The sequence below is a fragment of the Bacillus atrophaeus genome (genome assembly GCF_001584335.1).
Taxonomy (GTDB): domain Bacteria; phylum Bacillota; class Bacilli; order Bacillales; family Bacillaceae; genus Bacillus; species Bacillus atrophaeus.
On sequence record NZ_LSBB01000018.1, the window covers coordinates 109,987 to 135,208 of the forward strand.

Consider the following 25,222-nt stretch of genomic DNA (forward strand, 5'->3'; position numbering starts at 1 on the left):
AGGGATATTGTGAGTTACTCTACTAAAAATTACACCACTGATGGCGGGGATCGTACTGTCATCGGCGGTGTCTTAGAGCTTGACGGTGGCACCTTTATAAAAGATGGGATAGAGGTCAGCTTAGGCGGAGAAAGCCAGACTGATGTAAATGACGGCAGCATCACCCATGAAAAACTCTCCGAAAAAGCCGTTCGGAGTAAGAATATTGGTACCGGCAGTGTAATGGAAGAACACCTAAACTCAACTATATTAGATCGGTTTGCGGCTATTGAAAAAACATTGAAAGAGCTTGGCTCCAAGTCTGACACAGGAACAGAATAAAAAATAAAGGGAAGAGGATGATTACAAATGGCAGAAGATTATTTAAATGATAGCGCGGGAGTCAAAACTTCATCTGAAAAAGGAAAAGACGGCAAACCAATAACGCCGGTTTATCTCAAAGAAAACAGCGAGGACAATCCTCTTTTTGTAAAAGGGCTGCAGGGTGAAAAAGGGGAAAAAGGAGACACCGGCAAACAAGGACCTCAAGGAGAGCCGGGGGAACAGGGGCCACAGGGTGAACCGGGACCGGCCGGACCAAAGGGTGATACAGGTGAGCAAGGCCCGCAAGGAGAAAAAGGAGACAAGGGTGACCAGGCTGTTATTGAAGATGGCAGCATTACCAATGAAAAACTCTCCGAAAAAGCTGTTCGAAGTAAAAACATTGGTACTGGCAGTGTAATGCCGGAGCATTTAAACAGCGAAATAACAAAAGTGCTTGATGAACTGAAACAAAAACTGAATGACCTTGAAAGTGAAGTAGCTGCTTTAAAAGGGACAGAAGAAGAACCTGCAGAAGAATAAGGCGGTGTGTCCTGAATGGAATTAGAGGCTATTAAAAACTATTTAAAAGTCGAGCATGAAGAAGATGACCGCCAGCTCTTGAATCAAATAGCGGCGGCCAAAAGTCATATCATCAATGGAATAGGCCGGTATATCGAAGGGCACCCGCAATTTGAGTTGGTACTTCAAATGCTTGTTGAACATTGGTATGAAAACAAAGGGATATATGAGTCTGGGAAAACCGGCTCGTCTATCCCTTTTACTGCTGAAAATATATTGACGCAGCTGCGTTATGTATCTGTGGAGGAACTAGAAAATGAGAAAAAAGATCAGCCAACTCCGGCACCGTCTGACCTTTCAAAAGAAAACCGAGACACAGGATGAAGAAGGTAACTGGAATGCAACCTATGTGGACTTATTCACGGTCTGGGGAGCTGTGGAGGGGGCTGGTTCTCTTGGGAATAGCGAATCTATGATTGCCGGAGCATTGGGAGTCAAGACCCCTAAAAAAATCACGGTGCGTTACCGGAAGGATATAAAACCGAATATGCGGATTGTTGAACGCTTCCCTAAAGATAAGACAGAGCGCGTCTTCGATATTTTGGATACTAACGATCCAGAGGATCGAGAGGAAGAACTTGAGATTCTTTGTCAGGAGGTGGGGATCAATGGCTGATATGAGCTTTGACGGTATAGACGATTTAACGCAGTATTTTGAAAAAATCGGCGGAGATGTTGAAAAGGTGGAACCCGTAGCACTAAAAGCCGGCGGTGAACTTATCGCTGAACGGCAGCGTGCTCATGTTAACCGGAGTGATAAGAAACAGCCCCATATGCAGGATAACATTACAGTCTCCAATGTAAGAGAATCCAAGGATGGGGAGAAATTCGTTGCTGTTGGTCCGAATAAAAAAGTAGCGTTCCGTGGGAAATTCTTAGAGTGGGGAACTTCAAAAATGCCGCCGCATCCGTTCATAGAAAAAGGCGGAGAAGAAGGGGAGGGGCCTGCTGTGGAATTAATGGGGCGGATACTTACGGCGCCAATCAAATGACAATAAACCCAGTCAGTGAATTAGTTAAAACTCTTACGTCCAGTTCTAAATTGAATGAATTAGTAACGGGTGGAATTCATAATCTCACCGCAAATGATGTGAATGCTTTTCCGAGAGTCGTATTTTATGAGCTTAAAGATGCTGATGCAGGTTATGCAGATAACAAAGCATACTGTTTTGAAATTCGGTTTCAGATTAGTGTCTTCACTCAAGCAGGGACGCGGAGATTTGAAACACCGATTGCCGAAGAAATAGATAAATTAATGCGATCAATAGGTTATGGCCGATATGATTCGCAACCATTGTACGAAGAAGACACAAAAGTTTATCACAAAGCAATGAGGTATGTGAAAGGCTATTTTGAGGAGGAGAAATAGATGGGGAAAGTATTAACCGGATTGGATATGTTTCATATCGCAGAAGTATTGAAAGACACAAAAGAAGAATTGAAATTCTCTGATCCAGAAGAATTGCCGGGCGCCGTCAATATGAAAGTAGATCCGAAATCAGAGACAGAGACATTTTATGCCGATAACGTAGCATATGAACAGATGAGCAGTTTGGGAGATATTGACGGGGAGATGGAAGTAGCCGACTTGCCACTTGATATGCAAGCGAGAATATTCGGGAAAACAGTTGAAAATGGAATCCATTTTTCTAGCGCAGATGACAGGACGCTTGAAATTGCACTAGGTTTTCGAGCCAAAATATCAACAGGCGGTTACCGGTACTATTGGGCATTAAAAGGAAAACCAGAATTAGTACCGATTGAACATAAAACTGAGGAAGGGAAACCTACTCCTCAAACATCACAGGTTAAAATAAAATTTATGCCGCTGACAAATGTCAAAGAAGGCAAGAGAAGATGGGAATCTAAAGCAGAAGAAGGCAATGGAATCAATGCCGAAACATGGTTTAAGCAAGTTGTCTATAAAGACATTACGAAAGAGGATCAGCCCGTCGTTGATGTCGGTAAATAATTCATTGAGCGCCTAAGAGCGCTCTTTTTTTATGAATAAAAAGGAGGAATTAATGTGGAACCTTTAGTAATCACATTAAAAATTGACGGGAAAGACAAAAAGTTTGTGACACCAGATTTCATATCCGGAAAACTGTTTCGTAGTGCCTCAGACATTGCTGAGGATTTTGAATCTAACGACTCTGACCAACTGTTTACTGAGACACAAAATGAATTTGTGTGTAATGTTTTTGGAAATAAATTCACACTGGATGAATTTGAAAATGGTATTGATTCTCGTTTAGCAGCAAGAACTATTTATGCTACTGCAAACTATGTTTTAGGCAACATTGCAGAAGCAAGCGCAATTTTGAACCCAGATCAGGATTTAGACGGTGAAGAGCCGGGGGAGTAAGTCTGTCTGAGTCAGTCCTTGATATGTATAACGCCCTTGAGGAAATAGGATATACACAGAATCAAATTGACGAAATGGACATTGTATATCATCTGAAAAGACTGGCTCGGAGAAAATCACAAGAAAACAAAACGAAGGCAAAAAATAATGAAGAGCCTATGTATATTGACCAATTTCTCGGATAAGGAGGTGCCCGATTGAGCAAAGACATAAAGGTCAAACTGTATTCGAATTCGTCTGAGTTTAAAAAAGAAATGAGCGCCTGTGCTGTTCAGATGAAGAATTTGAAGTCGGAATTTGAAAAAAACCGTACGGCAGTTGGTGTGTGGGGAAACGAATTAAAAACTGCTCAAGTAACCGAAAAATCATTAACACAACAATTGGAAACTCATAAACGCAGAGTAAAGGCTCTTGAAAAAGCTTACGCAGACTCAGCGATAAAAAAAGGGAAAGATACAAAAGAAACGCAAACCCTTGCCCGTCGTTTAAATTATGCTACAACACAGATGAACAAGACGCAAAACGCGCTAAATAGCACGACTCAGAAGATAAAAGCGTTAGAAGAGGCGACGAAAAGAGCCTCTTCCCGCGTTCGGATCATGGGCGAACGAATGGATTCAATTGGCGGAAAAATGCGCTCCGTTGGTTCGTCAGTTGCTATGACATCGGGTATTGCCTTTGGCGGCTTAGCCATGGTCATGAAAGATGCCGTCCAAGTAGGTATTGATTTTGAAAAGCAAATGAGTAAGGTTAAGGCCATTTCTGGCGGATCGGCGGCAGAGGTCTCAAAATTGAGAGAGCAAGCAAAAGAACTCGGTGCAACCACTGTCTTCACAGCAAGTCAAGCAGCGGATGCACAGGGTTTTTTGGCGATGGCCGGGTTTAAAGTAAATGACATTTACGATGCGATGCCGGGGATGCTCAGTCTTGCTGCGGCTGGTCAATTGGAATTAGGTACAGCCGCAGATATCACATCGAATATTATGTCAGCTTTTGCTCTTAAAGCTAAGGAATCAGGTCACGCCTCTGATGTCATTGCGTATGCCGCGGCTAACGCCAATACGAATGTAGAACAAATGGGCGAAGCTATGAAATTCTTAGCGCCAAACGCAAACTCTCTCGGCTGGGGAATGGAAGAATCAGCAGCCGCCATTATGGCATTTGGTGATGCCGGATTACAGGGATCAATCGCTGGTCAAGCTTTTGGTACTTCCTTGATTCGTCTTGCTACACCGGCAAGAAAAGCACAAAAAGAGATAGATAGACTAGGTTTTGAGTTTTTCGACGCTGCCGGAAATATGAAAAGCCTTCCTAAAGTAGTAGCTGAAATGGAAAAAGGCATGAAAGGCATGACGAAAGAGCAGCAGGCGGCCACATTAAAAACTATTGTCGGGGCTGAGGCCTATAAACATTGGGCAATCCTTCTTCAAAAAGGCTCTAAAGCACTTGGCGACAATACAAAAGAGCTTGAGAAATCAGACGGCGCAGCCAAGAAAATGGCTGATACAATGCTTGATAATGCGCACGGCAGCATTGTTGCTTTTCAATCGGCATTAGAAGGCGCCAAAATCAATCTAACAGAAGGGCTTTTACCGGCGCTTGGTGATTTGGCTGACAAAGGAACTGGGATCATTTCAACATTTAACAAAATGGATTCGAGTACAGTTCAAACGATTGGGAAGACAGCACTATTGGCTACAGGTATTTTAGGTGTGACAACAGCAGTTGCTGTGCTAACGGCTGGTGTTGGAGCGCTTTTGGCATTTACCGGACCGGTCGGCCTTGCAATTGTCGGAGGGACAGCGCTGCTTGGCGGCATCACAGTTGCTACTTACGCTTACTCGGAGCAATTGAAGAACCAGAAGAAGAAGCAAGAAGAAGCCCGAGAATCCGCCTTGCTTTATGGTGAGGGCGTTTCTAAGGCGACTCAAAAAGCTGCTTCCGCCTATGTGGATTTAAGAGAAAAGGCAGAACTGCAGCTATTTGAGTTAACCCAGGTATCTGGTTCAGAAGCTGAGAAAATGTCATCTAAATTAGTTAAAACCTATGCCAGCATGCGCGACCAGCTGATACAAGAACTTGAGGGGCTTAAAAAGGATGCTTTGGTCGTCTTAAAAGGGCTTTACGCTGATACCGATGAAAACACAAAAAAAGCCGGCGAAAAGATGACTGACAAGATGGTCGGTGCAATTGATGAAGATATGCAAGAGGCTAGGAAAAAACTGAAACAGTTAAATGCTCTTCAAAAAGAGACGGGCCTCGTCTCATCTAACATGAATGCTTCACAAAAGAAGCAATTCAATGACATTGTTTCCTATTTTGAATTGTCAACTAGTAAATTTGCGGCCAATCAAAAAGAAGCATTAGCAATGCAAAAAGCAGTAACAGATCAGCAAGGACAACTTTCATTCAAACAAGCTCAGCAGTACAACAACGACATGAAAAAAGTCTATGATGATGGTAAACAAGCCGCCAAAAAAGACTTGGAATATAGAAATAGTGTTATTGAGAAGTTGTTTGCGCAGGGATATATAGAGGCTGACCAAAGAAGATCCTTACTGAGCAAAAGTACAGCTGATTATAATACCGCATTAGCAAAAAACACTGACGCGTATGAAAAGAATTCAAACGCTCTGTTCTCGAAAATGTCAAGAGACGGTAAACTTCTTGATTTGGAAACAGGCAAGGCTTTAGATAGGCAAGATGAGTATATATCTAACTCAATGGGGATTATGGTCAAAACCGAAGAGTCCGAAGCCCAATACCAAGAGCGCTGGGCCAATAAACAAATAAAGTTTCTCCAGACCTTAGGGCAGACAAAAGAGCAAGCAATTCAAACAACCCAGCAAGCCCTTGAAGAGTTTTACCAAGGTATGGGGATGACACAAGAACAAGCCCGTGAAGAAGCCAGTCAGATGGTTGCTAATGTTGAAGGCGAATTAGATAAACCCACAAATGCTGAGCAGTCAGGGAAGAAAGTTGTCGCTGACTTTGCCGCGGGTTTGAAGCAGTCCACGCCGTCAGTAGTAGGTGAGGGGACAGTTTTACAGCAAGCCCTTAACAATTCGCTGTCCGCTGATAATGCCACGCCCGCCCAAGCCGGCCAGAACAAAGGGAATGCTTTTAAAACCGGTTTTAATTCTACAAAGAGCACCAATGTTCAAAGTGGTTCAGTCTTACGCCAAGCTGTGTTGAGCGAACTCAATAAGGGTGGCGGACAGGCCAATTCAGCTGGTCAGAATAAGGGGAATAAACATAAATCGGGTTTAACCTCAACTAAAGGCGCTAATACTTCGGCGGCTGGCTCGCTTAGTTCATCTGTGACAAAAAATTTAGCTAAAACCACAGACGGAGGAGGGGGTAAAAAGGCTGGTACTGATTTAGTCAAAGGAGTCAACAGTCAAAAAGGAAATGCAAGTAGTGCCGGTAAGAATGTCTCTAATAGCGCAAAGACTGGCTTGAAAAGCGCTAAAACACACAGCGTAGGTCAAGACTTTGCAACGGGGTTTATTAACGGCATGGGTTCTAAGAATGGGTCGATTGTTAGTGCTGCATGGAACCTTGGTAAAGCTGCATTAAGCACGTTAAAGAAATCCATTGACTCCCATTCACCATCAAAACTGACAGAATCAGAAGGTCATAACTTCTCAGATGGTTTTGCAATCGGTATACAGAATAAAGCAAAAGCAGCCAAACAGAGTGCCGTATCCATGGCTCGGACCACAATGGGTTCTTTTAAACAAGAATTGAGTCAAATGGCGTTTGATATAAAAGGCGCGGCCGATCAATTAATTTCAATGAAATCCGAGCTTGTTGTACGAAATGAAGTGGACACGCCTTCCTTAAATCAAAAACTTGATGCATTAATCACTCTGCTTTCTCAAAACTTCACAGGTGGAGAGGTGAACCCTACACCAACAAATACAGGGCCGATTAGAATATATCCTGCACCGGTGAACATAGATGGGCAGCAGATAGCCAATATCATTTTTGAAAAAGGTGACGGCACAATATTAGATCAAAAGAGCGGGGATCGGTACAACCAGAATGCCTATAAAGGCGGTGTAAGATCATAATGTTGGATTTATATATAGATTTTAATAACGGCATGGGGGAGCAGAGCCTAACAGGCATACTCCCCCGTTTTAAGGTGCGCAGCTTCACGGCCGACGCTCCTAATATTGATCGTGAAACAACAACACTTCAGAGGATAAACGGCTTAGTATTGCCGCAGCATCCACGGGACGTTGTATATAAGGAGAGAGGCATTAAAGTAGAATTTTTACTTGATTCTATCATTGCAGAAACGTTTTATCAGAATCGACACGAATTATATGACTTACTGGTACAGCCGTTTCCTTATTATATCTCGACGGACCTTCTTCCCAATCGACGGTTTCTTGTTACGTGTGACGGGAATTTCACCATCCCTAAGGACAAGCAGAAGAATTATGTCACGTTTACAGTAGATTTCACGGACATTCTGGGGCTTGCCGAATCGAAATATACCTCTTCTACCATCCAGAATTTTAACGGAGAGCATTGGAGTCCCGGCATGGGAATCCTGCGGAGAGATGATCTTGAATACCATTTCAAGAATAAAAAGCGATTCAGTGTATACAATCCCGGCGGCGCCGCGGTCAACACTCTGCAGCATGATTATAATGTCTTTCTGTGGGCGAAAGGAAAGAATGTCACAATCTTGAACCGGACGAACGGCGAAAAGTTAAAAATTGAGCAGGAGCTTAAACGCTCTCAAAAAGTCGCATTCATAAAACAGTACACCGTAATCGGGGAAAAACGTCTGAAAACGTCCGGCCGTCTTCCTACACTGGATGTAGGATGGAACGATTTTGAGATTTTGAATTCAGATGACTTTGAAATTCTATTTGATACTCGTTTTTATTATAAGTAAAGGAGGGATGACATGGCTGCAGCTGACTTTATAAAGAGTCTGGTGCCGGGCGCGCAGAAGGTACGAAAAAAATATAACGTCCTTGCTAGCCTTGTCATTGCTCAAGGCTGTCTGGAAAGTGGGTTTGGCACCAGCGGCCTCTCCAAACAAGCTTACAATTTGTTTGGGATAAAGGGAACATATAACGGGAAATACGTGTTGATGTGGACCAGTGAGCAGGACAAATACGGGAATGTTGTTAGGGTAAAGGCAAAATTCAGAAAGTACCCATCTTACGCTGAGAGTTTGGCCGATCTGGGAAGCTTATATAATCGCCTTGATCGGTATAAAGCAGTTGTGGGTGAAACGGATTATAAAAAAGCATGCCGCGCCGTTCAAAAAGCTGGCTACGCTACAGACATTAACTATGCTCATAAATTAATTACCATGATTGAACAGTATAAGCTGATGCAATACGATGACACATCAGAACTTCCGAATGAGCCTGATGATCCAGAAACGCCCGACATCCCAGATGAGGAGCCGAGCTTCCCCAGCAAAGAATATGCTGGTAAAGACATCCCACTTAATAAAAGATTGCCGTCAGATGTGGATTTTCCTCAACTTCACGTTTCCACGAAAGACGGCAATGATGTTGTAGAAGTAACAAACGTGATTGTTGATCTGACAGATGATACCACAGGGAAAAAGAGTTTCACTTTTACAATCACTAAAACACAGAGCAACGGGACTGAATTCGATTTGCTGGTCAATGATAATATTCTTTACATTGACGAAAGGAAATTCAAACAACAAAAATACTATATTACAGATGTAGACTTGAAACAGTCTAAAAACGTCCTGACTAAAACAATTACCGCCAATCATATTTTTACTGTTCTTCTTGCTGAGAATAGAGTGGATGACACTGTGACGAAGAAACTGACTGTAAAAGAGGCCTTTGACATGGCGTTAAAAGGCACTGACTTTTCGTATGTGTTGGAAGAACCTGAAAGTAAATTCGGAACTGCGGAAGAAGAGAACTTCGGGGATAAAAACTCTACTGAACTCACAGATCAGATCGTGAAGGACTATGAATTAGAACTTGATGTTGATAACTATAAAATTCATGTCTATAAGAAAATGGGTAAAGAGATTCCTTTCACACTTGACTCTCGTTATAATATGCCGGGCATCAATATCAAAACCAACTCACAAAACTGTTCTACCCGCGCATGGGGGTACGGCGCGATGTCTAAAGACAGTAAGAGTACAGACAAAAAGCCAAAATATGAATTTGAGCCGATCTTATACATCCATCCAGAGGAAAAGAAATTCCTGCGGGAAGGTAAGCCGAAGTGGGCCGACCCGATCAGAGATGAAACCATTAAAAAGCCGGGCAGTATGGTATCTTCGTTAAAAAAACATGTGAATCCATATCCGGAAACAGTCGTCAGTGTAGATTACCAATATGTATACGAACCGAAATTACTCAAAATTGAAAAGCCATTCTGGAAAGGCGATACACTCCACATCTTGGCCGACACAGCAGACGGCACGACTTATGAGGATGATGTACGGCTCTTAACAATTCAATACAATCCGTTGAACCCATACAGCAGTCCTAAGCTTACCTTCGCCAATTTCAGAAAAGACATACAAGATATTGCGGTGAATCAGGCGAAGAAGCTGAGAGAACAAAAACGATATATTGATCAGATACTTACAACGCTTAGATGAGCGTTTTTTATTTTGCCTAAAAGGAGTGAACACAGGTGCTGAGGTTGAAAAAAAATTATGATACCACTAAAAATTCTCGTTATGAGGCTGAGCTGTCTGGTGATATGGAAGCTATTGAGAGTGGAGTAAACGGCCTTGAAAGTGAAATTACCCGCCACAAGAAAGCTGACACAGCGCATACGTCTGAACAAATTGATCACGGTGGATTTTCTTTGCGTGCTTATATTGACGGCCTCTATAATCGGGTGCGTAATCTCATTATTAATGCTGACGGGACAAATGTAAAAGAAGTTTTGGATGCCCGTGTAGACGCTGAGGGAGATATAGCTCCACTGCTAAAAGAGCGGCTGGACAGAGAATACAACAAGCTCAACCGAAAGATTAATAGAATTGTCAACGTAGACGATTACGGGGCCGATCCTACAGGCGAAACAGATAGTTCAGATGCTTTTAAAAAGGCAGCTGGAAACGGTAAGGTGCGGCTTAATTTATCGGCCGGCATATACGTTGTCAAGGGTGTCAAACTTCCGTCATGGACATACCTTATTGGACAGGGGAAAGGTGTTACCATACTGAAGCTCCACGAGGATACGCCGGCAAGCGAATGGGTTGTTACGAATGCTGATCATGCGAAAGGCAACCGAAATATAGTTGTGGAAGGTATGTCACTTGACTGGAATCCGGATCGTCAGGGCGGCGTAGGAGCGACTGGCGGGGTGAATTCAAGCTGCCTTCTTTTTGCGCAAGTGAAATTTGGTATTGTACGTGACGTTGAAGGCATTAATCCGGGGTTGCATTGTTTTGATATTTCAGCGCCTTCATACAACATAACAGCAAAAGATTACACGGCAACCGGAAGCAAATATATTTGGATTGATCAGTGTGTCGGCTCGGGGTATGGTGACGACGGCATTACGACCCATTACAGCGAGTATATTTTCATCACAAATAATGTGATGACGAAACCGCGCGGCACTGCACACCGTAAAGGAGGAGCCAATTCAAACGGAATTGAAGTGGATGACGGCTCCAAGCATGTCTGGGTTATAGATAATTATACAGAGGGGAATGTGCGGGGCGTAGAGGTTAAAGCCCATAAGGAATGGCCGGCACCGAGTGACGTTCACATTCGCGGTCATGAATCATTTCGTGACGTTCGCTCATTTGATTTACGGCATATTGATCACCATCTTGTAAAAGACCCTTGGAGCGAGACGGCTCGTGATGTGACGTTAGTAGACTGCACATCCCGGGAACCCGTCTATAATTCGCTTTATGAAGGATTAGCCCCGAAAGCTCTTGTCGTTTCGGCATACCAGCGTGTTCAGATAATTGGTTTTAAAGCGATTGGTGATCCGACGTATGATTACAAAGATGGCTCAATCATTGCCTTCCAGTACAAGAGCAGGAAGATAACTGTGAATAACTTGCATATTTCGGGATTTAAAAAGGCTGAATATGACATCCATATTACCGGCGGCGATCAAATGACTGATGATGTATTTATCTCTGATTTCGTTATTCATGATTCGGCAAGAAATGGCATCGGGGTAGGGGGCGGCGTTTACAATGTCAACTTGTTAAATGGCATCTTGCACGTGGCAAGCGGCACGGCCGGCATCACAGCCACGAACACCCAAACCAATATTTTTCTTGTCAGAGCTTACGGCTATAAAGACGCGGCTGTTATTTCCGGGCAGAAGCATTCAGTGGTCCCGAATAACGTCAAAGGAGGCTTTCGAGCAGCTTCCGGGTCCGGCCATGTACTTACAAAATACGGTGCAATCATTGCGTGTACGGGGGCATCTTATGCGAAGGGTGAACGCAATCTGCTTGCAGGGAATGCCGGCGGCTCTTCCACAGAAGGCTCACGCAACGGCGTTATGTTTTCATATGACTCTCATACAACAGGAGACGGAGCGTCTTCCGGTGTCATGTTCTCTAAGGCCACAAAGAATAGTAAATCTTACACTATGGTTTTAGGCCACGGAAATGGCAAAGCATCGGAGGCGAATAAAAAAATAGAATTAAACGCAAAGGCTGGAACAGTGCGGTCCACTGGCGCCATCGAAAGCGTATCTAATTTAAAAGACTTGGCCGAGTATTTTGAATCGGCTGACGGGGCAAAGATCGAGGCGTCTTATCTTGTTGCGTTAGAAGGGGACAAAATTCGAAAAGCACAAGAAGGCGACAAGATACTTGGTGTCGTTTCCAAGACTGCCGGCGTTGTGCTTGGAGGTGCTGCCTTCTATTGGAATGACCGTTTTCTCCGTGATGAATTCGGCGGGATTATCTACCGGGAAGTATTTGACGGTGACGACATCATTACGATTCCCGCAGAAAATCCGAATTACGACCCAGAAGCAGAGTACAAGCCGCGAGAGGAACGGGACGAGTGGCATGTGATTGGATTAATTGGTCAGGTCTTCGTAAGAGTGGATGAGACTGTAAACGTCGGTGACAGCGTTTCAGCAGTTGACGGTATCGCGACTAAGGCAGAAAGCGGCGGTTACGGAACCGTTATGAGGGTTGAAACACCGTACGATGCGAAAAAAGGGTATGGCGTGGCCCAAATGATGGTTACGCCGCAGCACTAAGGAGGGAATAAAGCGATGTATAAAACGGGCGGCGTGCCAATCGACATTAACACAAACCCAGTCAATAGCCGAACCACAAATATACAATTCATGACACAAGACACGGGCAGCGCGAAGCTGTTTTTTTCATTTACAAAGGATGGCGTACCGTTGCCTCTGTCAGCCGTAGACGCAAAAATCGTTTTACTATATGCTGACGGATCGTTTTATAAAAAGAGTCTTACGCTTATAGACAAAGTCAATGGGACGGCTGAATATATTCTGTCTAATAAGGAATTGAAGCATTATGGAGAAGTAAAAGCCGAAATCAAATTATATTACACAAATGGGCAAGCACTGGCAACTTCCCTTTTTACCTTCTCTATCGCTAAGACATTAGAGGATCAGAATATTATTCCGACAGCTGATTATTACATTGATGATTTTGAGTCATTAAGAAACGGTATAAACAAAACCGTCGAAGAAATCAGCCAAACCGTTGAGGAATTACGGGAGAAATTTGCCGATCTAGAAGCCATTGAAACGAAAAAAGGCGCGCAGGAGAAGGCGGATGATGCAGAGCAAAACGCCAAGGCTTATACGGATGAACATGCGAATGATAAAGAGAAGCATATTACAACTAACGAGAGAAAGGCGTGGAATGCCAAGGAAACGCCAACCGGCGCCCAAGAGAAAGTAAACATCCATGCGAAGGATGAAGAAAAGCACATTACTGCAGCTGAACGGAAGGCATGGAACGGCAAGGAAACAGTGGAGGGAGCACAAGCCAAAGTCAATACTCACGCCAATAACACGGACATTCACGTTACAGCCGAAGACCATGCTCATTGGGATGATACGGTCCGACAGTTCAAAGCCCATAATTATAACCAAGATCGTCATATATCTGCGGCTGAGCGGAAGGTATGGAACGGAAGTGTTAGTTACGCAAATATCACTCTGAAAAATGGGGCTGTCGCCGGGACGCGTACACCAATTTATGCAAAGTGGGGACCGTTTTTAATCTTGCGCGGCCATGTGAAAACAGAACCGGAAATCATATTCGGCTCCATCCCCGCGGCATACGTACCGGTAGGCGGCGCCGTCGTTTCTATCGCACTCAGCGGAACAGGCGGAACAGCTAATCTGATTGTCTATGAAAATGGGGATTTGAAAATCAAGTATCCGAACCCAGCTGATTCCAGCAAACTGTCCGGGGGTTATTATATTGATGTTCCTATCGGTTTTCAAGAAGGAGGGACAACATGATTCAGGTTTATGAATACGATGAAAATTTCATTTTAACCAATCCCGTTCCGATTGAGCCGGACGAAGACGGCGAGTATGTGATACCGGAGAATTGTACAACCGTTCAGCCTCCTTCCTTCGTTAAGCCTATGTTTCATCCAGCAGAGAAGATATGGACGGAGGCAGCCACACAGGAAGAGAAAAAAGCCCTAGAAAAGCAGATTGAAAGCGGGCGGGTACCTTCTCCCGTTGATGAATTGAAAGCTCAAAATGCGGCCATCACAGCACAGCTTGCGGAGGCGCAAAGCTTGGCCGAGTCACAAGCTCAAATGATAGCCAATCTTTATCTAATACTGGCAGAGGGAGGAAAAGGGGTATGATGGATTGGTTTACAAGCGTAAAAACCATATACGGATGGGGGCCGCAGTATTACAGCAATGCAGACGTGGCCCGTTTTGTTGAGTGGGGAAGAATCACAGAAGAACAATACAAACAAATAACCGGCTTGACCTATCCCATGACGGAACAGCCCGTCAGTGTGGATTTAGGCGGCGTCGCAAACTAACCAACACCCTAAGAGGTGTTTTTATTTTGCCTCGAAGGAGGTGATTAAGAGATGGAGGAAACGAATGTGTTTATTAACTTTGAAACGTTAGACTTGGCAAGAGTTTATTTATTTGGGGGTGTGAAGTACCTTGATTTGTTGTTAATTCTCAGCATCATTGATGTAATCACAGGAGTGATCAAAGCGTGGAAATTCAAGAAACTCCGCAGTCGGAGCGCTTGGTTCGGTTATGTTCGCAAGATGCTCAGCTTTCTTGTGGTCATTGTAGCTAATATCATTGATACGATTACAAACCTGAACGGTGTTCTGACTTTTGGGACCGTTCTTTTTTATATTGCAAATGAAGGTTTGTCAATTACGGAGAACCTTGCACAAATCGGTGTAAAGATTCCGGCTGCTATTACAGATCGACTGCACGTAATTGAAAATGACAATGAACACACAAATGAAAAGGATGAACAGGCTGCTGGATAATCTGGCGGCTTTTTCTATATAAAAATATGATGAATGGAGACGATGAAAAATGACAAAGAAAATTATGATTGATCCGGGACATGGCGGGAAAGATCCGGGAGCTGTAGCAAACGGATTAAAAGAAAAGGACCTCGTGTTGACGATTGCAAAGAAAACTAAAAAGATTTTAGAAGATCAATATGGCGCAACTGTTAGGCTCACGCGGTCCAACGATAAGTTTATTGAGTTGTCAGAACGTGCAAGGCTGGCAAACAATTGGGGAGCTGATTATTTTGTTTCAATCCACATCAATGCGGGCGGCGGCACGGGATTCGAAACGTATCGTTATGAAAAACTTTCTGCTTCGTCCGCCACAGGTAAGCAGCAAACAAAAGTTCATGACGCCATTTACAAGAAAATTGAAGCTCAGGGTGTAAAGGATCGAGGTAACAAAGCGGCAAACTTGGCTGTCTTGCGAGGTACATCTATGGCAGCTACTCTAACGGAAAGTCTTTTTATTGATCGTAAGGAAGACGCTGCCTTGCTTAAGCAAGGATCATTTATCAATTTGCTTGCGGAAGGCCATGCGGAAGGAATCGCGTCGGCTGTTGGCTTGAAAAAAACTGAATCAACCTCTAATAAGAAAGAATCTTCAAACGGCGTTAAATTAGCCGTAGTGAAGCCTAACGCCGATGGATGGCTTTGGGTATACAAAAGCGCAAACTGGAATGACAAGGCGCAAAAAGTAAAGCCGGGGGAAGCTTTTACAATCGCTTCAAAAGTAACAGTCAAAGGATCAAAAATGTACAAGCTGAAATCGGGTCTGTATATTACGGCTGCTGATAAGTATGTTCAGGTTAAAACCAAGTAAGCAAAAAGGGCCTTCTCATAACGAGAGGGCCTTTTTTTGTTTGATTTTTAGAACCATTTCCCTGTATAGGTTGTACTTACTTCACCTTTTGCGCTTTTCTTAGGAGTGATAACGGTTGTGAAGTAAAACCTTCCAGCTTGAAATCCATAACCTTTAAATCCGAGTTTCATTCTGTAGCCGGCCTTTCCATAAAATTTACCCTTACTAATATATTTATCGCTAGTGCCTCCGATCCTGCTTATATCATATAAGAGAAACAGAGGATTTTTATATCCAATATGATTATCCCATTTGTCATCTGAAATTGCTTTAGAGCGGTCTTTCGTTGTAACTTCTGCAACCCATTCATAAGTGAAAGCGTGTATACCCGCGCCTTTCATTTGTTTTCTCCCACTATATCTTATTTTAATATCTTTCATAGGTTGAGCATCAAAAACAGAATTGTCGTTTATAATGGTACTGGTTACTCTTTCCGATGAAGCGTCTTGGTTTGATTTCTCCAACTCCGAAATTAGCTTATCAGGATTTTGGAAAATGTCGAGAAGCTCTTTTTTTTCAGAATCCGTTTTGTTTTGAAAAACTTCATAATTCGCTTTTGCCTCTTCTTTGGTAAAACCCTTTGGCGGATTAACAATTTGTTCTTTGAGCAAATCATCAATTTCATGTACACTGGAAGGAACTTGATTTTCTTTGAAAATCGAATTAAGTTCTTGAGTGTTTTCAGCAGCTTTAACGTTTGGCCCGAATACAGAAGTGGCAAGAATCATCACTAAAGACAAAATACCAACAACGAAAATGTTCTTCCTGATTCTTTTCAAAAAATCACTCCTATTGCCTATTTTTCTAACATTTACCATTATAACAAATTATGGGAGGTAAAACATGAAAAAGTTTGCAGAAAGAGAATATTTATTTTATTCTGTGGTTGCCATATTAGCGTTTTTAAGTTTATTAGTCACTGACAAAATATTTTTTGTAATCTTAATCATTGGCATACTGATCAACACTTATTATTGCGGTTATACAAAAAGTAAAGTAGGGGTAAATTTGCTTGTAGCTGGGGTTCTAATTGTTGCTCAATTATCTTGGTCTTTTTATTAAACAGGATATGAAAAAAGGACCCTTCAATGCAGAGGGCCTTTTTATATAATCCATATTTTCTTATCTTTGTTCCAAGAAAGTTTACCTTGTCGTATGAGATTTTTTGTAGCAGCACGTATCTCTTGTTCGGACTTCCCGGTCTTCCTTTTCAAGTCATTTAAAGTCGGGTTTCTTCTATATAAACTCATGTTCAATATGATCTGATACAGTTTCCGTTCAAAATCAGTTATTATAATCATCTCCTTAGGATGATTATATAAGAACGTATGTTTTTGTTGCAATAATATTATGAGCGGACCTTTGGTTTGAACTCAATAATATATTTGTGTTCTGAGGGCTGCAAAATGAATTTCATTTCACAAATATCATTTGATACCGAGTAAACAGGATCAGCTTTTTCTAAAGCTTTCTGCAGGGTATCTTCTTCAAAACCTAGAGATTTTAACATTGAATAAGCAGCTCTAGTCCCTTTTTTTGAGGACTTAAAAATTTTATCTTTATCCGGAATAAGATCAACACTTATATTCATCCCTGTAAGTATCTTGTCTTTGTTGTATAAGCCTGCTATTTTATAGCTTTTTTCACTATCGTTGTCTACTTCTTTTACAAATACATTTACATAATTATTCTTTGCTGTCTTGTAAAATTCGTCATCTGTAATGAGATGGGACGGGCGTTTTTCAACATCATCATGGATATTATCAATATTATTGTTATATTCGTCAATGAATTGATCCAGGGAGAATACGAAAACGTTCTTTTCCTCACCTGGTAATACCTGTTTATCTGTCGACTGACTTCCAGCATCGACACCACCGCAGCCAGACAAACCTAATAATAAAACAAATAAAAGCTTTTTCATGTGAACCCCCTAAAGTTTAGCAATGATTTCATTTTAAAACAGTTAAAGGGCTATTACCATAATAGGTCAGTTTTTCATTGAGGTTTTCACAAAATCCCTTGCTTGCGGTCATAAAACTTGTTAATGTATAAGAAACTCATACAGTTAATGAAAGGCAAAAGAACGTAAACGGTTAAACTGTACTTACCTGAGTTGCCCACGTGCCCACACTTTGCCCACACTTTTTTACCAACCAAGGCAATTCACCTCAAAATTAATGAAATCTAATTATCACGAACCCCTTAAACAAAAGGCTTTTGTTGGTACTCAATTGATATGTAAATAGTACGGGAACAATTGATCTGATGGTCACGAAAATACAAACTATTCTTGAACAAAACGCAATTTTGTAATACCATAGCATAGACATAAACAACTCTGACCATATTATGTATAGACTGGAAGGGAATGTGTGATTCCCTTCTTTCCCTGTTTATAAACGCGAAATATTTGCAGAAGCTCATGATTCAGTTTAAGATAAACAGTACCAATATGGGAGAGAAGAACGAGGACTGCCTGTGTTCTCATTCTTGTATTTTTCAGTTTATGCTCTCATACATAATCGATAATGTTGAGGGACATCCAGAAGGAGTGAAGGGACATGGCACAAGAAAAAGTTTTTCCAATGACAGAAGAAGGAAAACAAAAACTTGAACAAGAATTAGAGTATTTGAAAACGGTTAAACGCAAAGAAGTAGTCGAGCGTATCAAAATAGCGAGAAGTTTCGGAGACCTTTCTGAGAACTCTGAGTACGACTCAGCGAAAGAAGAGCAGGCATTCGTGGAAGGGCGCGTCACCACTCTTGAAAATATGATCCGCAATGCAAAAATCATCGAGGATGACGGCGGCAATTCAAACATTGTCGGTTTAGGTAAAACCGTTACATTTATCGAACTTCCTGACGGCGATGAAGAATCTTATACCATTGTCGGAAGCGCTGAAGCGGACCCGTTTGAAGGGAAAATTTCAAACGATTCTCCGATTGCAAAAAGTTTGATAGGCAAACAAGTAGGCGATCAAGTGACCGTGCAGACACCAGGCGGCGAAATGCTAGTGAAAATTGTGAAAATTTCATAATATCCGTTTAACAATGAAACACCTCGTCCACAATGTGGGGGAGGTGTTTTTTATGAATGTATCTAAAAGGATGAAGCGGGTTGTGGTTTGTTTTCTTATTGTATTTTTTCTTCTTCTTGTAAGACTCGCGGAAATTCAGTTGTTTTTCACAGAATCATTTTCAAAGCTGAACATTAACCTGATTCAGGAGAGCGTAAACCAACGAACGGAAGAAGTTCTGATTTCTGACGGCAGGGGTTCTTTTCTGGATCGGAGTGGCGAGGCGTTAACCGGCAAGAAACAGCCGGCGATCGTCTTATTTCCTTTCCTTATTACGCAGGATTGGCCGATCAAGAAAGCCGCCGATATTCTCGGCATTTCCCAAGATGAGCTTCAACACGAACTGAAACAGGCAAAAAAACCAGTCATTTTAAGTAAAAGGACAATAAAAGATCTTTCTAAACAATCTGTCAAACAAATCAATTCTTTGAAATATCCCGGCATTTACGGCGTATATATGGAAGAGGACGATAAACCAAGCCTTGCCTCCCATACCATAGGAATGACCAATCAGGACCCGTCGCTGCTCAGGAGTAAATATCCCGATAAAAATGACCTGCCGATTCAAACCAAAATCGGCACTACAGGCTTGGAACGGACCTTTGATGAATTTTTGCTTCCGGAAAAAGACACCAAGCTTTTGTATCATGTAGATGGAAAGGGAAACCCTTTGTTCGGCATGGACGTCAAATATACAGCGGAAGCCAATTCGTTTTATCCGCTGCAAATCAAAACAACACTAGATCAGGACATCCAACAGGCAATGGAAGATATTGTTGACAAACAAGGTCTGAAAAAAGGGGGAGCGGTCCTGCTCGATATCGAAAAAAGCAGTGTATTGGGGATGGTAAGCAGACCGAATGCTGACGTATCAAAGCAAAGCACACTGCAAAATTACATGCTGAATCCGATCTATCCGGGGTCCGTGTTCAAAACAGTTATCGCCGCAGCAGCGATTGAACGTGATGCAGTCAAACCGAATCAAACTTTTAACTGCAACCTCAATCTGTACGGCGAACCGGGTGATGACAAAGGCAGCCTCACCTTTGACGAAAGCTTTGCCCAAAGCTGTAATTACACATTTACCAGTCTGGCCGAGGAGCTTATGAAGAAAGACGAAACAGTTATTGAAGACATGTCTGAAAAGCTTGCGCTGACAGATCGTGCCGGCTGGGAAGGGAAACTATACCACGAATCAGATTTTCGCCAATTTTATAATGAACAAAGCGGCGTAATATGGGGGGATCAAAAGGATAAAGCTGTGAAAAAGGCCATTGCCCAGACTGCAATCGGGCAAAAAAATGTAAAAGTCACTCCGCTCGAAGTCGCCAATATGATGGCAACCATCGCCCGCGGCGGTGAAAAAAAACAAGTGAAAATCGCCGATCACATTGAATACAAAAATGGGACCACCATGGTGAACTTTAAAGACCAAAAGATAGGCGGAAAAACGATTGACCGATATACGGCACAGCAGCTTCAAAAAGTGCTCCGGCTAGTCGTTACGTCTGAGTCAGGCACAGGCAGAAGGTTTCAGGATCTGCCTTATGAAGTAGCGGGGAAATCAGGTACGGCACAGACAGGAAAGATGTCGAAGGATAAAAAAACGCTTTATCAAAAGTGGTTTGCCGGATATTTTCCAGCGGAGCATCCTAAATACGCTTTGGTTGTTTTGCACATGGACACGCCGGGAGATAAGGCTCTGACAAATGCAGTGTTTTATGATATTGTTAAAAAAGTACATGAAAATGAAATAAACTAGACATAGAAGAACGTCTCAGCCCATGTTAAAATATATGCTGAGCCAAGAGGGATATAAAGGAGTGCAGAATTATTGAGCAATCATAAACAATCTCGATTCGAAAACCGTGATAAGCGCAGAAAAGCAAATTTGGTGCTTAACATTTTAATCGCAGTCGTTTCTATTCTTATTGTAGTAGTGGCGATTAACCTCTTCATCAACAGTCCTTCAACCAATGATGTTGCTAAGGATACTGAAACGAGCCAGACAAAGAAATCTCCTGCATCAGGAAAGACGGAAAAAAAATCAGATGAAGATATAAAAGACAGTAAAAAAGATACATCTGACAGTGACAAAGATTCCGATTCAAAACAAGATGATTCATCGAAAAGTGATGATTCCGATTCGAAAAAAGACTCCGACACGGACTCGGACCAAACAACAGATGACCCATTTAAAGATGCAACAGTAACAGAAGGCGGTTCATCCGGCAACGTGGAAAAAACGATCGTAAACAAAGACTGGAAGGCAGTCGGAACAGAGCAGTCCGGAGAACATACAGCAACATATGACTCTTCTTCACAAGACTGGTCTGAAATGCTCAAAGCTATTTCTTACGCCACAGGGGTTTCAAAGGATCAGATGACGGTGCTGTGGCTTGGCAATAACGGAAGCCCTCAAGATGCAAAAGGAAAAATTCTGGACAAAACGAGCGGCGCTAAATATCAAGTAACGATTACGTGGGAAGATAAAAAAGGCTGGAAGCCGACAAAAGTAGAGAAATTAAAATAAACGAAAAGCAGCTGGATGATGTCTCAGCTGCTTTTTTGTTCTCGAAATCTCACGCCTCAGCTGCAAAGTGTACAACTGCGCTATAATAAATTCTGTCATCCACTACCGCGCTTTGGTGAGAGACAGAGCGCACCCGAAGCAAGATCGCCTGATTGTTTTCGATTTGGGTATTGATTTTCTTTTCAAGCTCCTGTAATGAAGCGGCTTCAAAAAACTCTACTTTATCTTTGATCAGATCCAATTGAAAATTCATCTTAACAGACCCTCCAGCTTTTACAAGATCATATGAAAGTATAAACGGTTCGCTTCATTCAAGCAATATATTTTAATTATCATTACCTGAGATATTTTAGTACCTTCTTCAAAAAAGATATGGTAATATAGGAACTGTTCCATCGATAATTCATACTATGCTTATAGGAATTATAAAATATGGAGAGTGAAGAAAATGGGCCGTGAATTTATTCCTTTATTTGAGGATTGGGCAGCTACCTACGACCAAACCGCAAACGGATTTGATATTGAATATAAAGAAGCCTTCAGAGGCTACGAGCAGATTCTTAATGGCATTGTCACCCGTTCCGGGTCACACGTTTTAGAATTTGGCCCGGGCACAGGAAACTTAACAGCCAAATTGCTAGAGGCAGGAAAAACAGTATTTGGTGTCGAACCGTCTCCGGCGATGAGGAAATTAGCGGCTGACAAGCTGTCAGGCCAATCTCTCATTGTTGACGGTGATTTTTTAGATTTTCCTGAACCGCCCTTTGCTGTCAATACGATTGTCAGTTCTTATGCTTTTCATCATTTAACAGACGAAGAAAAACGGACGGCTGTAAAGCTTTATGGCAAATACCTTAAAAGGCATGATAAAATAGTGTTTGCCGATACCGTCTTTGAACATACTGATGCTTATAAGCAGGCTATCCAAAACGCCCGCCATCAAGGTTATCATCATTTGGCACAGGATTTGGAGACGGAGTATTATCCAACACTTGATACGTTGAAAGAGATTTTTTCAGCTGAAGGATTTGCCGTGCAATTCATTCAGCAAAACGATTTTGTTTGGATATTGGAGGCGATCAAACGGTAAAGTGAAGGGAATGTTATAGATGAAACTAGCAGTCATCGGAGCAATGGAAGAAGAAGTAACCATTTTAAGAAGCAAGCTTGAAAATGCGAAACAAGAAACAATCGCGCATTGTGAATTTACAACAGGGCAATATGAAGGAATCGACGTTATTCTTTTAAAATCAGGAATCGGAAAAGTAAATGCTGCGATCAGCACAACGCTTCTTCTTGATCGTTATAAGCCCGATTACGTGATTAACACAGGCTCAGCAGGCGGATTTCATCATACACTGAATGTAGGAGACGTGGTCATTTCAACAGACGTGCGCCACCATGATGTCGATGTCACCGCTTTTGATTATGAATACGGCCAGGTTCCAGGGCTTCCGGCTGCCTATCTTGCAGATGAAAAACTGATAAATATCACAGAGGAAGCTGCTTCAGAACTGAACGGCATTCAAGTCGCAAAAGGAACAATAGCTACGGGCGATTCTTTCATGAACGATCCTAAGCGGGTGGAAGCGGTACGCGCCATATTCACTGATTTATATGCGGTTGAAATGGAAGCTGCTGCAGTGGCTCAAGTTTGCCATCAATTCACAACGCCATTTGTTGTCATAAGAGCTTTATCAGATATAGCAGGAAAAGAGTCGGATGTCTCATTTGATCAATTTTTAGATCAGGCTGCCCGTCACTCAACAGATCTGGTATTAAAAGTAATCAAACGAATTCATTAAACGGGGGAGCGTTCTCCTCCGTTTTCCCTAAAAACGAACCTCTTTAAAGGAGGAGGACATACATGAATGTCATAACGGACATAACTGAGCTGATTGGAAAGACTCCGCTGCTTCGGCTGACAAACTTTCATGTCCCGGAGGGTGTTGCAGTTTATGCCAAGCTTGAAATGATGAACCCGGGCGGAAGCATTAAAGACAGACTCGGGGACATGCTGATTCAAGAGGCGCTTGCTTCGGGCAGAGTTCAGCCTGGAGGCGTCATTATCGAAGCCACAGCCGGCAATACGGGCATCGGACTTGCTCTCAATGCCAGAAAACACGGATTGCGCGCCATTTTTTGCGTGCCGGAGCATTTCAGTATCGAAAAACAAAAGATTATGCAGGCGCTCGGAGCAAAAATCATCCATACACCGAAAAAAGACGGAATGCAGGGCGCGATTGAGAAAGCCATTTTACTGGAGAAGGAAATTGAAAATTCCTATTGCGTTTTGCAATTTAAAAACCGAGTAAATCCATTGACTTACTATAAAACTCTAGGGCCTGAATTATGGGAAGCCCTTGACGGCAATATTCATACCTTTGTTGCCGGAGCAGGCTCAGGCGGCACTTTTGCAGGAACGGCCGCTTTCTTAAAAGAAAAAAAAGCTGACATAAAAACGGTGATTGTCGAACCGGAAGGCTCCATCTTAAATGGCGGAGAGCCTCACGCCCATAAGACGGAAGGCATCGGAATGGAATTTATCCCTGATTATATGGATAAAAGCCATTTTGATGCAATTTACACGGTGACAGACGAAAATGCGTTTTCATTCGTTAAAGAAGCGGCGGAAAAAGAAGGCCTGCTGATCGGAAGCTCATCAGGAGCAGCGCTTTTTGCGGCCTTGGAAGAAGCGAAGCGGGCGCCGGCCGGCACAAACATTGTCACTATATTTCCTGACAGCAGTGATCGTTATATCAGTAAAAACATTTTCGAAGGAGGAATATAATATGAAGAAAAAAACATTGATGATTCATGGCGGGATTACTGGTGATGAAAAAACAGGCGCGGTTTCGGTGCCGATTTATCAGGTGAGCACTTATAAGCAGCCAAAGGCGGGGCAGCATACGGGTTATGAGTATTCCAGAACTGCCAATCCGACAAGAACGGCTCTGGAAACCCTTATTGCCGATCTTGAAGGCGGTGAGGCGGGCTATGCGTTCAGCTCAGGAATGGCAGCCATCAGCGCCGTTATGATGCTGTTTAACAGCGGAGATCATGTCGTCTTGACAGATGATGTCTACGGCGGAACGTACCGGGTGATGACAAAGGTGCTGAACCGTCTTGGCATCGAATCTACATTCGTTGATACAAGCAGCAGAGAAGAAGTGGAAAAAGCCATCAGACCGAATACAAAAGCCATTTATATCGAGACGCCGACAAACCCGTTATTAAAAGTCACAAACCTCTCACTCATCGCCGATATCGCCAAGCAGGCAGGGGTTTTATTCATTGTGGATAATACATTCTACACTCCGTACTTCCAGCAGCCGCTCCAATTCGGCGCTGATATTGTACTCCACAGTGCGACAAAATATCTCGGCGGCCACAGTGATGTAGTCGGAGGTTTAGTCGTGACGGCATCGAAAGAGCTTGGGGAAGAATTGCATTTCGTGCAAAACTCCACCGGCGGCGTGCTCGGGCCTCAGGATTCATGGCTGCTCATGCGGGGCATCAAAACGCTGGGGCTCAGAATGGAAGCAACAGACCAAAATGCGCGTAAGATTGCAGACTTTCTTGAGAATCATCCCGCTGTTCACACATTGTATTATCCGGGATCTTCCAACCATCCGGGCCATGAGCTTGCCAAAGCGCAAGGTTCAGGTTTTGGCGGTATGATTTCCTTTGACATCGGAAGTGATGAGCAAGTAGATGCCTTTTTAGGGAAACTGAAGCTGTTTACCATTGCAGAAAGCTTAGGGGCGGTTGAAAGCTTAATTTCTGTTCCGGCCAGAATGACTCATGCCTCTATTCCGCGGGAGCGCCGCCTTGAACTTGGCATCACAGACGGGCTTGTCAGAATTTCAGTCGGTATAGAAGACGCGGAAGATTTATTAGCAGATTTGGAGCAGGCCCTCGCTTCTATATAATAAGGAATGGATAGATTTACATTCTCTGTCGCCTGTCAGGATAT

29 protein-coding genes are annotated in these 25,222 nt (G+C 42.8%); 25 read left to right on the top strand and 4 right to left on the bottom strand.

Going from position 1 to position 25,222, the window contains the following annotated elements; all coding sequences use genetic code 11:
- Positions 1 to 9 precede the first annotated feature (9 nt).
- The 17 genes from AXI57_RS09320 (at position 10) to AXI57_RS09400 (ending at position 15,594) form a co-directional block, all read left to right on the top strand.
- Positions 10 to 321, top strand: a complete 312-nt coding sequence (locus AXI57_RS09320; protein ID WP_061669912.1) for a hypothetical protein — start codon at positions 10 to 12, stop codon at positions 319 to 321.
- Between the two features lie 27 nt (positions 322 to 348).
- Positions 349 to 843, top strand: coding sequence for a collagen-like protein (locus AXI57_RS09325; protein WP_061669913.1), 495 nt, complete (start codon positions 349 to 351; stop codon positions 841 to 843).
- Positions 844 to 858: 15 nt separating this feature from the next.
- Positions 859 to 1,206, top strand: a complete 348-nt coding sequence (locus AXI57_RS09330; RefSeq protein WP_061669914.1) for a head-tail connector protein — start codon at positions 859 to 861, stop codon at positions 1,204 to 1,206.
- The gene (locus AXI57_RS09335) at positions 1,139 to 1,498 is read left to right on the top strand and encodes a phage head closure protein (RefSeq protein WP_061669915.1); all 360 of its coding nucleotides are present in this window, start codon (positions 1,139 to 1,141) and stop codon (positions 1,496 to 1,498) included. Before AXI57_RS09330 ends, AXI57_RS09335 begins: the two co-directional genes overlap by 68 nt.
- On the top strand, positions 1,491 to 1,874 hold the full coding sequence (locus AXI57_RS09340) for an HK97-gp10 family putative phage morphogenesis protein (protein WP_061669916.1): 384 nt from the start codon (positions 1,491 to 1,493) through the stop codon (positions 1,872 to 1,874). The genes AXI57_RS09335 and AXI57_RS09340 overlap by 8 nt, the downstream gene beginning before the upstream one ends.
- Positions 1,871 to 2,251 (top strand): tail completion protein gp17, encoded by a 381-nt coding sequence (gene gp17 / locus AXI57_RS09345; protein WP_061669917.1) that lies wholly within the window; start codon positions 1,871 to 1,873, stop codon positions 2,249 to 2,251. Before AXI57_RS09340 ends, gp17 begins: the two co-directional genes overlap by 4 nt.
- A complete protein-coding gene (locus tag AXI57_RS09350) occupies positions 2,252 to 2,854 on the top strand; it encodes a major tail protein (RefSeq protein ID WP_061669918.1) in 603 nt (200 codons plus the stop codon).
- 54 nt (positions 2,855 to 2,908) lie between these two features.
- The gene (gpG, locus tag AXI57_RS09355) at positions 2,909 to 3,247 is read left to right on the top strand and encodes a phage tail assembly chaperone G (protein WP_061669919.1); all 339 of its coding nucleotides are present in this window, start codon (positions 2,909 to 2,911) and stop codon (positions 3,245 to 3,247) included.
- 197 nt (positions 3,248 to 3,444) lie between these two features.
- Entirely contained in the window at positions 3,445 to 7,323 is a 3,879-nt protein-coding gene (locus AXI57_RS09360) for a phage tail tape measure protein (protein WP_061669920.1), read from the top strand.
- Complete coding sequence (locus AXI57_RS09365; RefSeq protein WP_371845868.1) at positions 7,323 to 8,162, top strand: phage tail domain-containing protein; 840 nt, start codon at positions 7,323 to 7,325, stop codon at positions 8,160 to 8,162. The genes AXI57_RS09360 and AXI57_RS09365 overlap by 1 nt, the downstream gene beginning before the upstream one ends.
- A 12-nt stretch (positions 8,163 to 8,174) precedes the next feature.
- Complete coding sequence (locus AXI57_RS09370; RefSeq protein ID WP_061669921.1) at positions 8,175 to 9,881, top strand: phage tail spike protein; 1,707 nt, start codon at positions 8,175 to 8,177, stop codon at positions 9,879 to 9,881.
- Positions 9,882 to 9,916: 35 nt separating this feature from the next.
- A complete protein-coding gene (locus AXI57_RS09375) occupies positions 9,917 to 12,478 on the top strand; it encodes a peptidase G2 autoproteolytic cleavage domain-containing protein (RefSeq protein ID WP_061669922.1) in 2,562 nt (853 codons plus the stop codon).
- A gap of 15 nt (positions 12,479 to 12,493) precedes the next feature.
- The gene (locus tag AXI57_RS09380; protein WP_061669923.1) at positions 12,494 to 13,726 is read left to right on the top strand and encodes a phage baseplate upper protein; all 1,233 of its coding nucleotides are present in this window, start codon (positions 12,494 to 12,496) and stop codon (positions 13,724 to 13,726) included.
- Positions 13,723 to 14,085: a hypothetical protein gene (locus tag AXI57_RS09385; protein ID WP_061669924.1), complete on the top strand. Its 363-nt coding sequence runs from the start codon at positions 13,723 to 13,725 to the stop codon at positions 14,083 to 14,085. Before AXI57_RS09380 ends, AXI57_RS09385 begins: the two co-directional genes overlap by 4 nt.
- Positions 14,082 to 14,270 (top strand): XkdX family protein, encoded by a 189-nt coding sequence (locus tag AXI57_RS09390; protein WP_061669925.1) that lies wholly within the window; start codon positions 14,082 to 14,084, stop codon positions 14,268 to 14,270. The genes AXI57_RS09385 and AXI57_RS09390 overlap by 4 nt, the downstream gene beginning before the upstream one ends.
- Before the next feature lie 51 nt (positions 14,271 to 14,321).
- Positions 14,322 to 14,744 carry a phage holin family protein gene (locus AXI57_RS09395; protein WP_061669926.1) on the top strand — a complete coding sequence of 141 codons (423 nt, stop codon included), beginning with the start codon at positions 14,322 to 14,324 and terminating at the stop codon, positions 14,742 to 14,744.
- Between the two features lie 49 nt (positions 14,745 to 14,793).
- Positions 14,794 to 15,594, top strand: a complete 801-nt coding sequence (locus AXI57_RS09400) for an N-acetylmuramoyl-L-alanine amidase (RefSeq protein WP_061669927.1) — start codon at positions 14,794 to 14,796, stop codon at positions 15,592 to 15,594.
- 47 nt (positions 15,595 to 15,641) lie between these two features.
- Here AXI57_RS09400 and AXI57_RS09405 read toward each other — a convergent pair whose 3' ends face one another.
- Positions 15,642 to 16,412 (bottom strand): hypothetical protein, encoded by a 771-nt coding sequence (locus AXI57_RS09405; protein WP_061669928.1) that lies wholly within the window; start codon positions 16,410 to 16,412, stop codon positions 15,642 to 15,644.
- Positions 16,413 to 16,476: 64 nt separating this feature from the next.
- Here AXI57_RS09405 and AXI57_RS09410 point away from each other — a divergent pair, with 64 nt between their 5' ends.
- Positions 16,477 to 16,695 (top strand): hypothetical protein, encoded by a 219-nt coding sequence (locus tag AXI57_RS09410; protein ID WP_061669929.1) that lies wholly within the window; start codon positions 16,477 to 16,479, stop codon positions 16,693 to 16,695.
- 41 nt (positions 16,696 to 16,736) lie between these two features.
- Here the strand turns inward: AXI57_RS09410 and AXI57_RS22020 are convergent, their stop codons facing one another.
- Entirely contained in the window at positions 16,737 to 16,925 is a 189-nt protein-coding gene (locus tag AXI57_RS22020) for a hypothetical protein (RefSeq protein ID WP_081112774.1), read from the bottom strand.
- 56 nt (positions 16,926 to 16,981) lie between these two features.
- Positions 16,982 to 17,557 (bottom strand): hypothetical protein, encoded by a 576-nt coding sequence (locus tag AXI57_RS09415; protein WP_061669930.1) that lies wholly within the window; start codon positions 17,555 to 17,557, stop codon positions 16,982 to 16,984.
- Between the two features lie 640 nt (positions 17,558 to 18,197).
- Here AXI57_RS09415 and greA point away from each other — a divergent pair.
- The 3 genes from greA to AXI57_RS09430 all read left to right on the top strand — a co-directional run bounded on the left by greA (position 18,198) and on the right by AXI57_RS09430 (position 21,246).
- Positions 18,198 to 18,674: a transcription elongation factor GreA gene (gene greA / locus AXI57_RS09420; RefSeq protein ID WP_003325331.1), complete on the top strand. Its 477-nt coding sequence runs from the start codon at positions 18,198 to 18,200 to the stop codon at positions 18,672 to 18,674.
- Between the two features lie 52 nt (positions 18,675 to 18,726).
- On the top strand, positions 18,727 to 20,475 hold the full coding sequence (locus AXI57_RS09425; protein ID WP_061669931.1) for a peptidoglycan D,D-transpeptidase FtsI family protein: 1,749 nt from the start codon (positions 18,727 to 18,729) through the stop codon (positions 20,473 to 20,475).
- 72 nt (positions 20,476 to 20,547) lie between these two features.
- A complete protein-coding gene (locus AXI57_RS09430) occupies positions 20,548 to 21,246 on the top strand; it encodes a YrrS family protein (protein WP_010789315.1) in 699 nt (232 codons plus the stop codon).
- A gap of 49 nt (positions 21,247 to 21,295) precedes the next feature.
- Here the strand turns inward: AXI57_RS09430 and AXI57_RS09435 are convergent, their stop codons facing one another.
- Positions 21,296 to 21,499, bottom strand: coding sequence for a YrzA family protein (locus tag AXI57_RS09435; protein WP_003325334.1), 204 nt, complete (start codon positions 21,497 to 21,499; stop codon positions 21,296 to 21,298).
- Between the two features lie 195 nt (positions 21,500 to 21,694).
- Between AXI57_RS09435 and AXI57_RS09440 the strand changes: the two genes are divergently transcribed.
- The 4 genes from AXI57_RS09440 (at position 21,695) to AXI57_RS09455 (ending at position 25,178) form a co-directional block, all read left to right on the top strand.
- Positions 21,695 to 22,336, top strand: a complete 642-nt coding sequence (locus tag AXI57_RS09440; RefSeq protein ID WP_003325335.1) for a class I SAM-dependent DNA methyltransferase — start codon at positions 21,695 to 21,697, stop codon at positions 22,334 to 22,336.
- A gap of 19 nt (positions 22,337 to 22,355) precedes the next feature.
- Positions 22,356 to 23,051 (top strand): 5'-methylthioadenosine/S-adenosylhomocysteine nucleosidase, encoded by a 696-nt coding sequence (gene mtnN / locus AXI57_RS09445; RefSeq protein WP_010789313.1) that lies wholly within the window; start codon positions 22,356 to 22,358, stop codon positions 23,049 to 23,051.
- A gap of 62 nt (positions 23,052 to 23,113) precedes the next feature.
- Positions 23,114 to 24,037, top strand: a complete 924-nt coding sequence (locus tag AXI57_RS09450) for an O-acetylserine dependent cystathionine beta-synthase (RefSeq protein WP_061669932.1) — start codon at positions 23,114 to 23,116, stop codon at positions 24,035 to 24,037.
- 1 nt (position 24,038) lies between these two features.
- Positions 24,039 to 25,178: a bifunctional cystathionine gamma-lyase/homocysteine desulfhydrase gene (locus tag AXI57_RS09455; RefSeq protein WP_003325338.1), complete on the top strand. Its 1,140-nt coding sequence runs from the start codon at positions 24,039 to 24,041 to the stop codon at positions 25,176 to 25,178.
- Positions 25,179 to 25,222 lie beyond the last annotated feature (44 nt).

Coding starts and splice junctions, on each gene's coding strand:
- AXI57_RS09325 (WP_061669913.1), top strand. CDS start 349: ATGGCAGAAGATTATTTAAATGATAGCGCGGGAGTCAAAACTTCATCT.
- AXI57_RS09330 (WP_061669914.1), top strand. CDS start 859: ATGGAATTAGAGGCTATTAAAAACTATTTAAAAGTCGAGCATGAAGAA.
- AXI57_RS09335 (WP_061669915.1), top strand. CDS start 1,139: ATGAGAAAAAAGATCAGCCAACTCCGGCACCGTCTGACCTTTCAAAAG.
- AXI57_RS09340 (WP_061669916.1), top strand. CDS start 1,491: ATGGCTGATATGAGCTTTGACGGTATAGACGATTTAACGCAGTATTTT.
- gp17 (WP_061669917.1), top strand. CDS start 1,871: ATGACAATAAACCCAGTCAGTGAATTAGTTAAAACTCTTACGTCCAGT.
- AXI57_RS09350 (WP_061669918.1), top strand. CDS start 2,252: ATGGGGAAAGTATTAACCGGATTGGATATGTTTCATATCGCAGAAGTA.
- AXI57_RS09365 (WP_371845868.1), top strand. CDS start 7,323: ATGTTGGATTTATATATAGATTTTAATAACGGCATGGGGGAGCAGAGC.
- AXI57_RS09370 (WP_061669921.1), top strand. CDS start 8,175: ATGGCTGCAGCTGACTTTATAAAGAGTCTGGTGCCGGGCGCGCAGAAG.
- AXI57_RS09380 (WP_061669923.1), top strand. CDS start 12,494: ATGTATAAAACGGGCGGCGTGCCAATCGACATTAACACAAACCCAGTC.
- AXI57_RS09385 (WP_061669924.1), top strand. CDS start 13,723: ATGATTCAGGTTTATGAATACGATGAAAATTTCATTTTAACCAATCCC.
- AXI57_RS09390 (WP_061669925.1), top strand. CDS start 14,082: ATGATGGATTGGTTTACAAGCGTAAAAACCATATACGGATGGGGGCCG.
- AXI57_RS09395 (WP_061669926.1), top strand. CDS start 14,322: ATGGAGGAAACGAATGTGTTTATTAACTTTGAAACGTTAGACTTGGCA.
- AXI57_RS09400 (WP_061669927.1), top strand. CDS start 14,794: ATGACAAAGAAAATTATGATTGATCCGGGACATGGCGGGAAAGATCCG.
- AXI57_RS09410 (WP_061669929.1), top strand. CDS start 16,477: ATGAAAAAGTTTGCAGAAAGAGAATATTTATTTTATTCTGTGGTTGCC.
- AXI57_RS09415 (WP_061669930.1), bottom strand. CDS start 17,557: ATGAAAAAGCTTTTATTTGTTTTATTATTAGGTTTGTCTGGCTGCGGT.
- greA (WP_003325331.1), top strand. CDS start 18,198: ATGGCACAAGAAAAAGTTTTTCCAATGACAGAAGAAGGAAAACAAAAA.
- AXI57_RS09425 (WP_061669931.1), top strand. CDS start 18,727: ATGAATGTATCTAAAAGGATGAAGCGGGTTGTGGTTTGTTTTCTTATT.
- AXI57_RS09435 (WP_003325334.1), bottom strand. CDS start 21,499: ATGAATTTTCAATTGGATCTGATCAAAGATAAAGTAGAGTTTTTTGAA.
- AXI57_RS09440 (WP_003325335.1), top strand. CDS start 21,695: ATGGGCCGTGAATTTATTCCTTTATTTGAGGATTGGGCAGCTACCTAC.
- mtnN (WP_010789313.1), top strand. CDS start 22,356: ATGAAACTAGCAGTCATCGGAGCAATGGAAGAAGAAGTAACCATTTTA.
- AXI57_RS09450 (WP_061669932.1), top strand. CDS start 23,114: ATGAATGTCATAACGGACATAACTGAGCTGATTGGAAAGACTCCGCTG.
- AXI57_RS09455 (WP_003325338.1), top strand. CDS start 24,039: ATGAAGAAAAAAACATTGATGATTCATGGCGGGATTACTGGTGATGAA.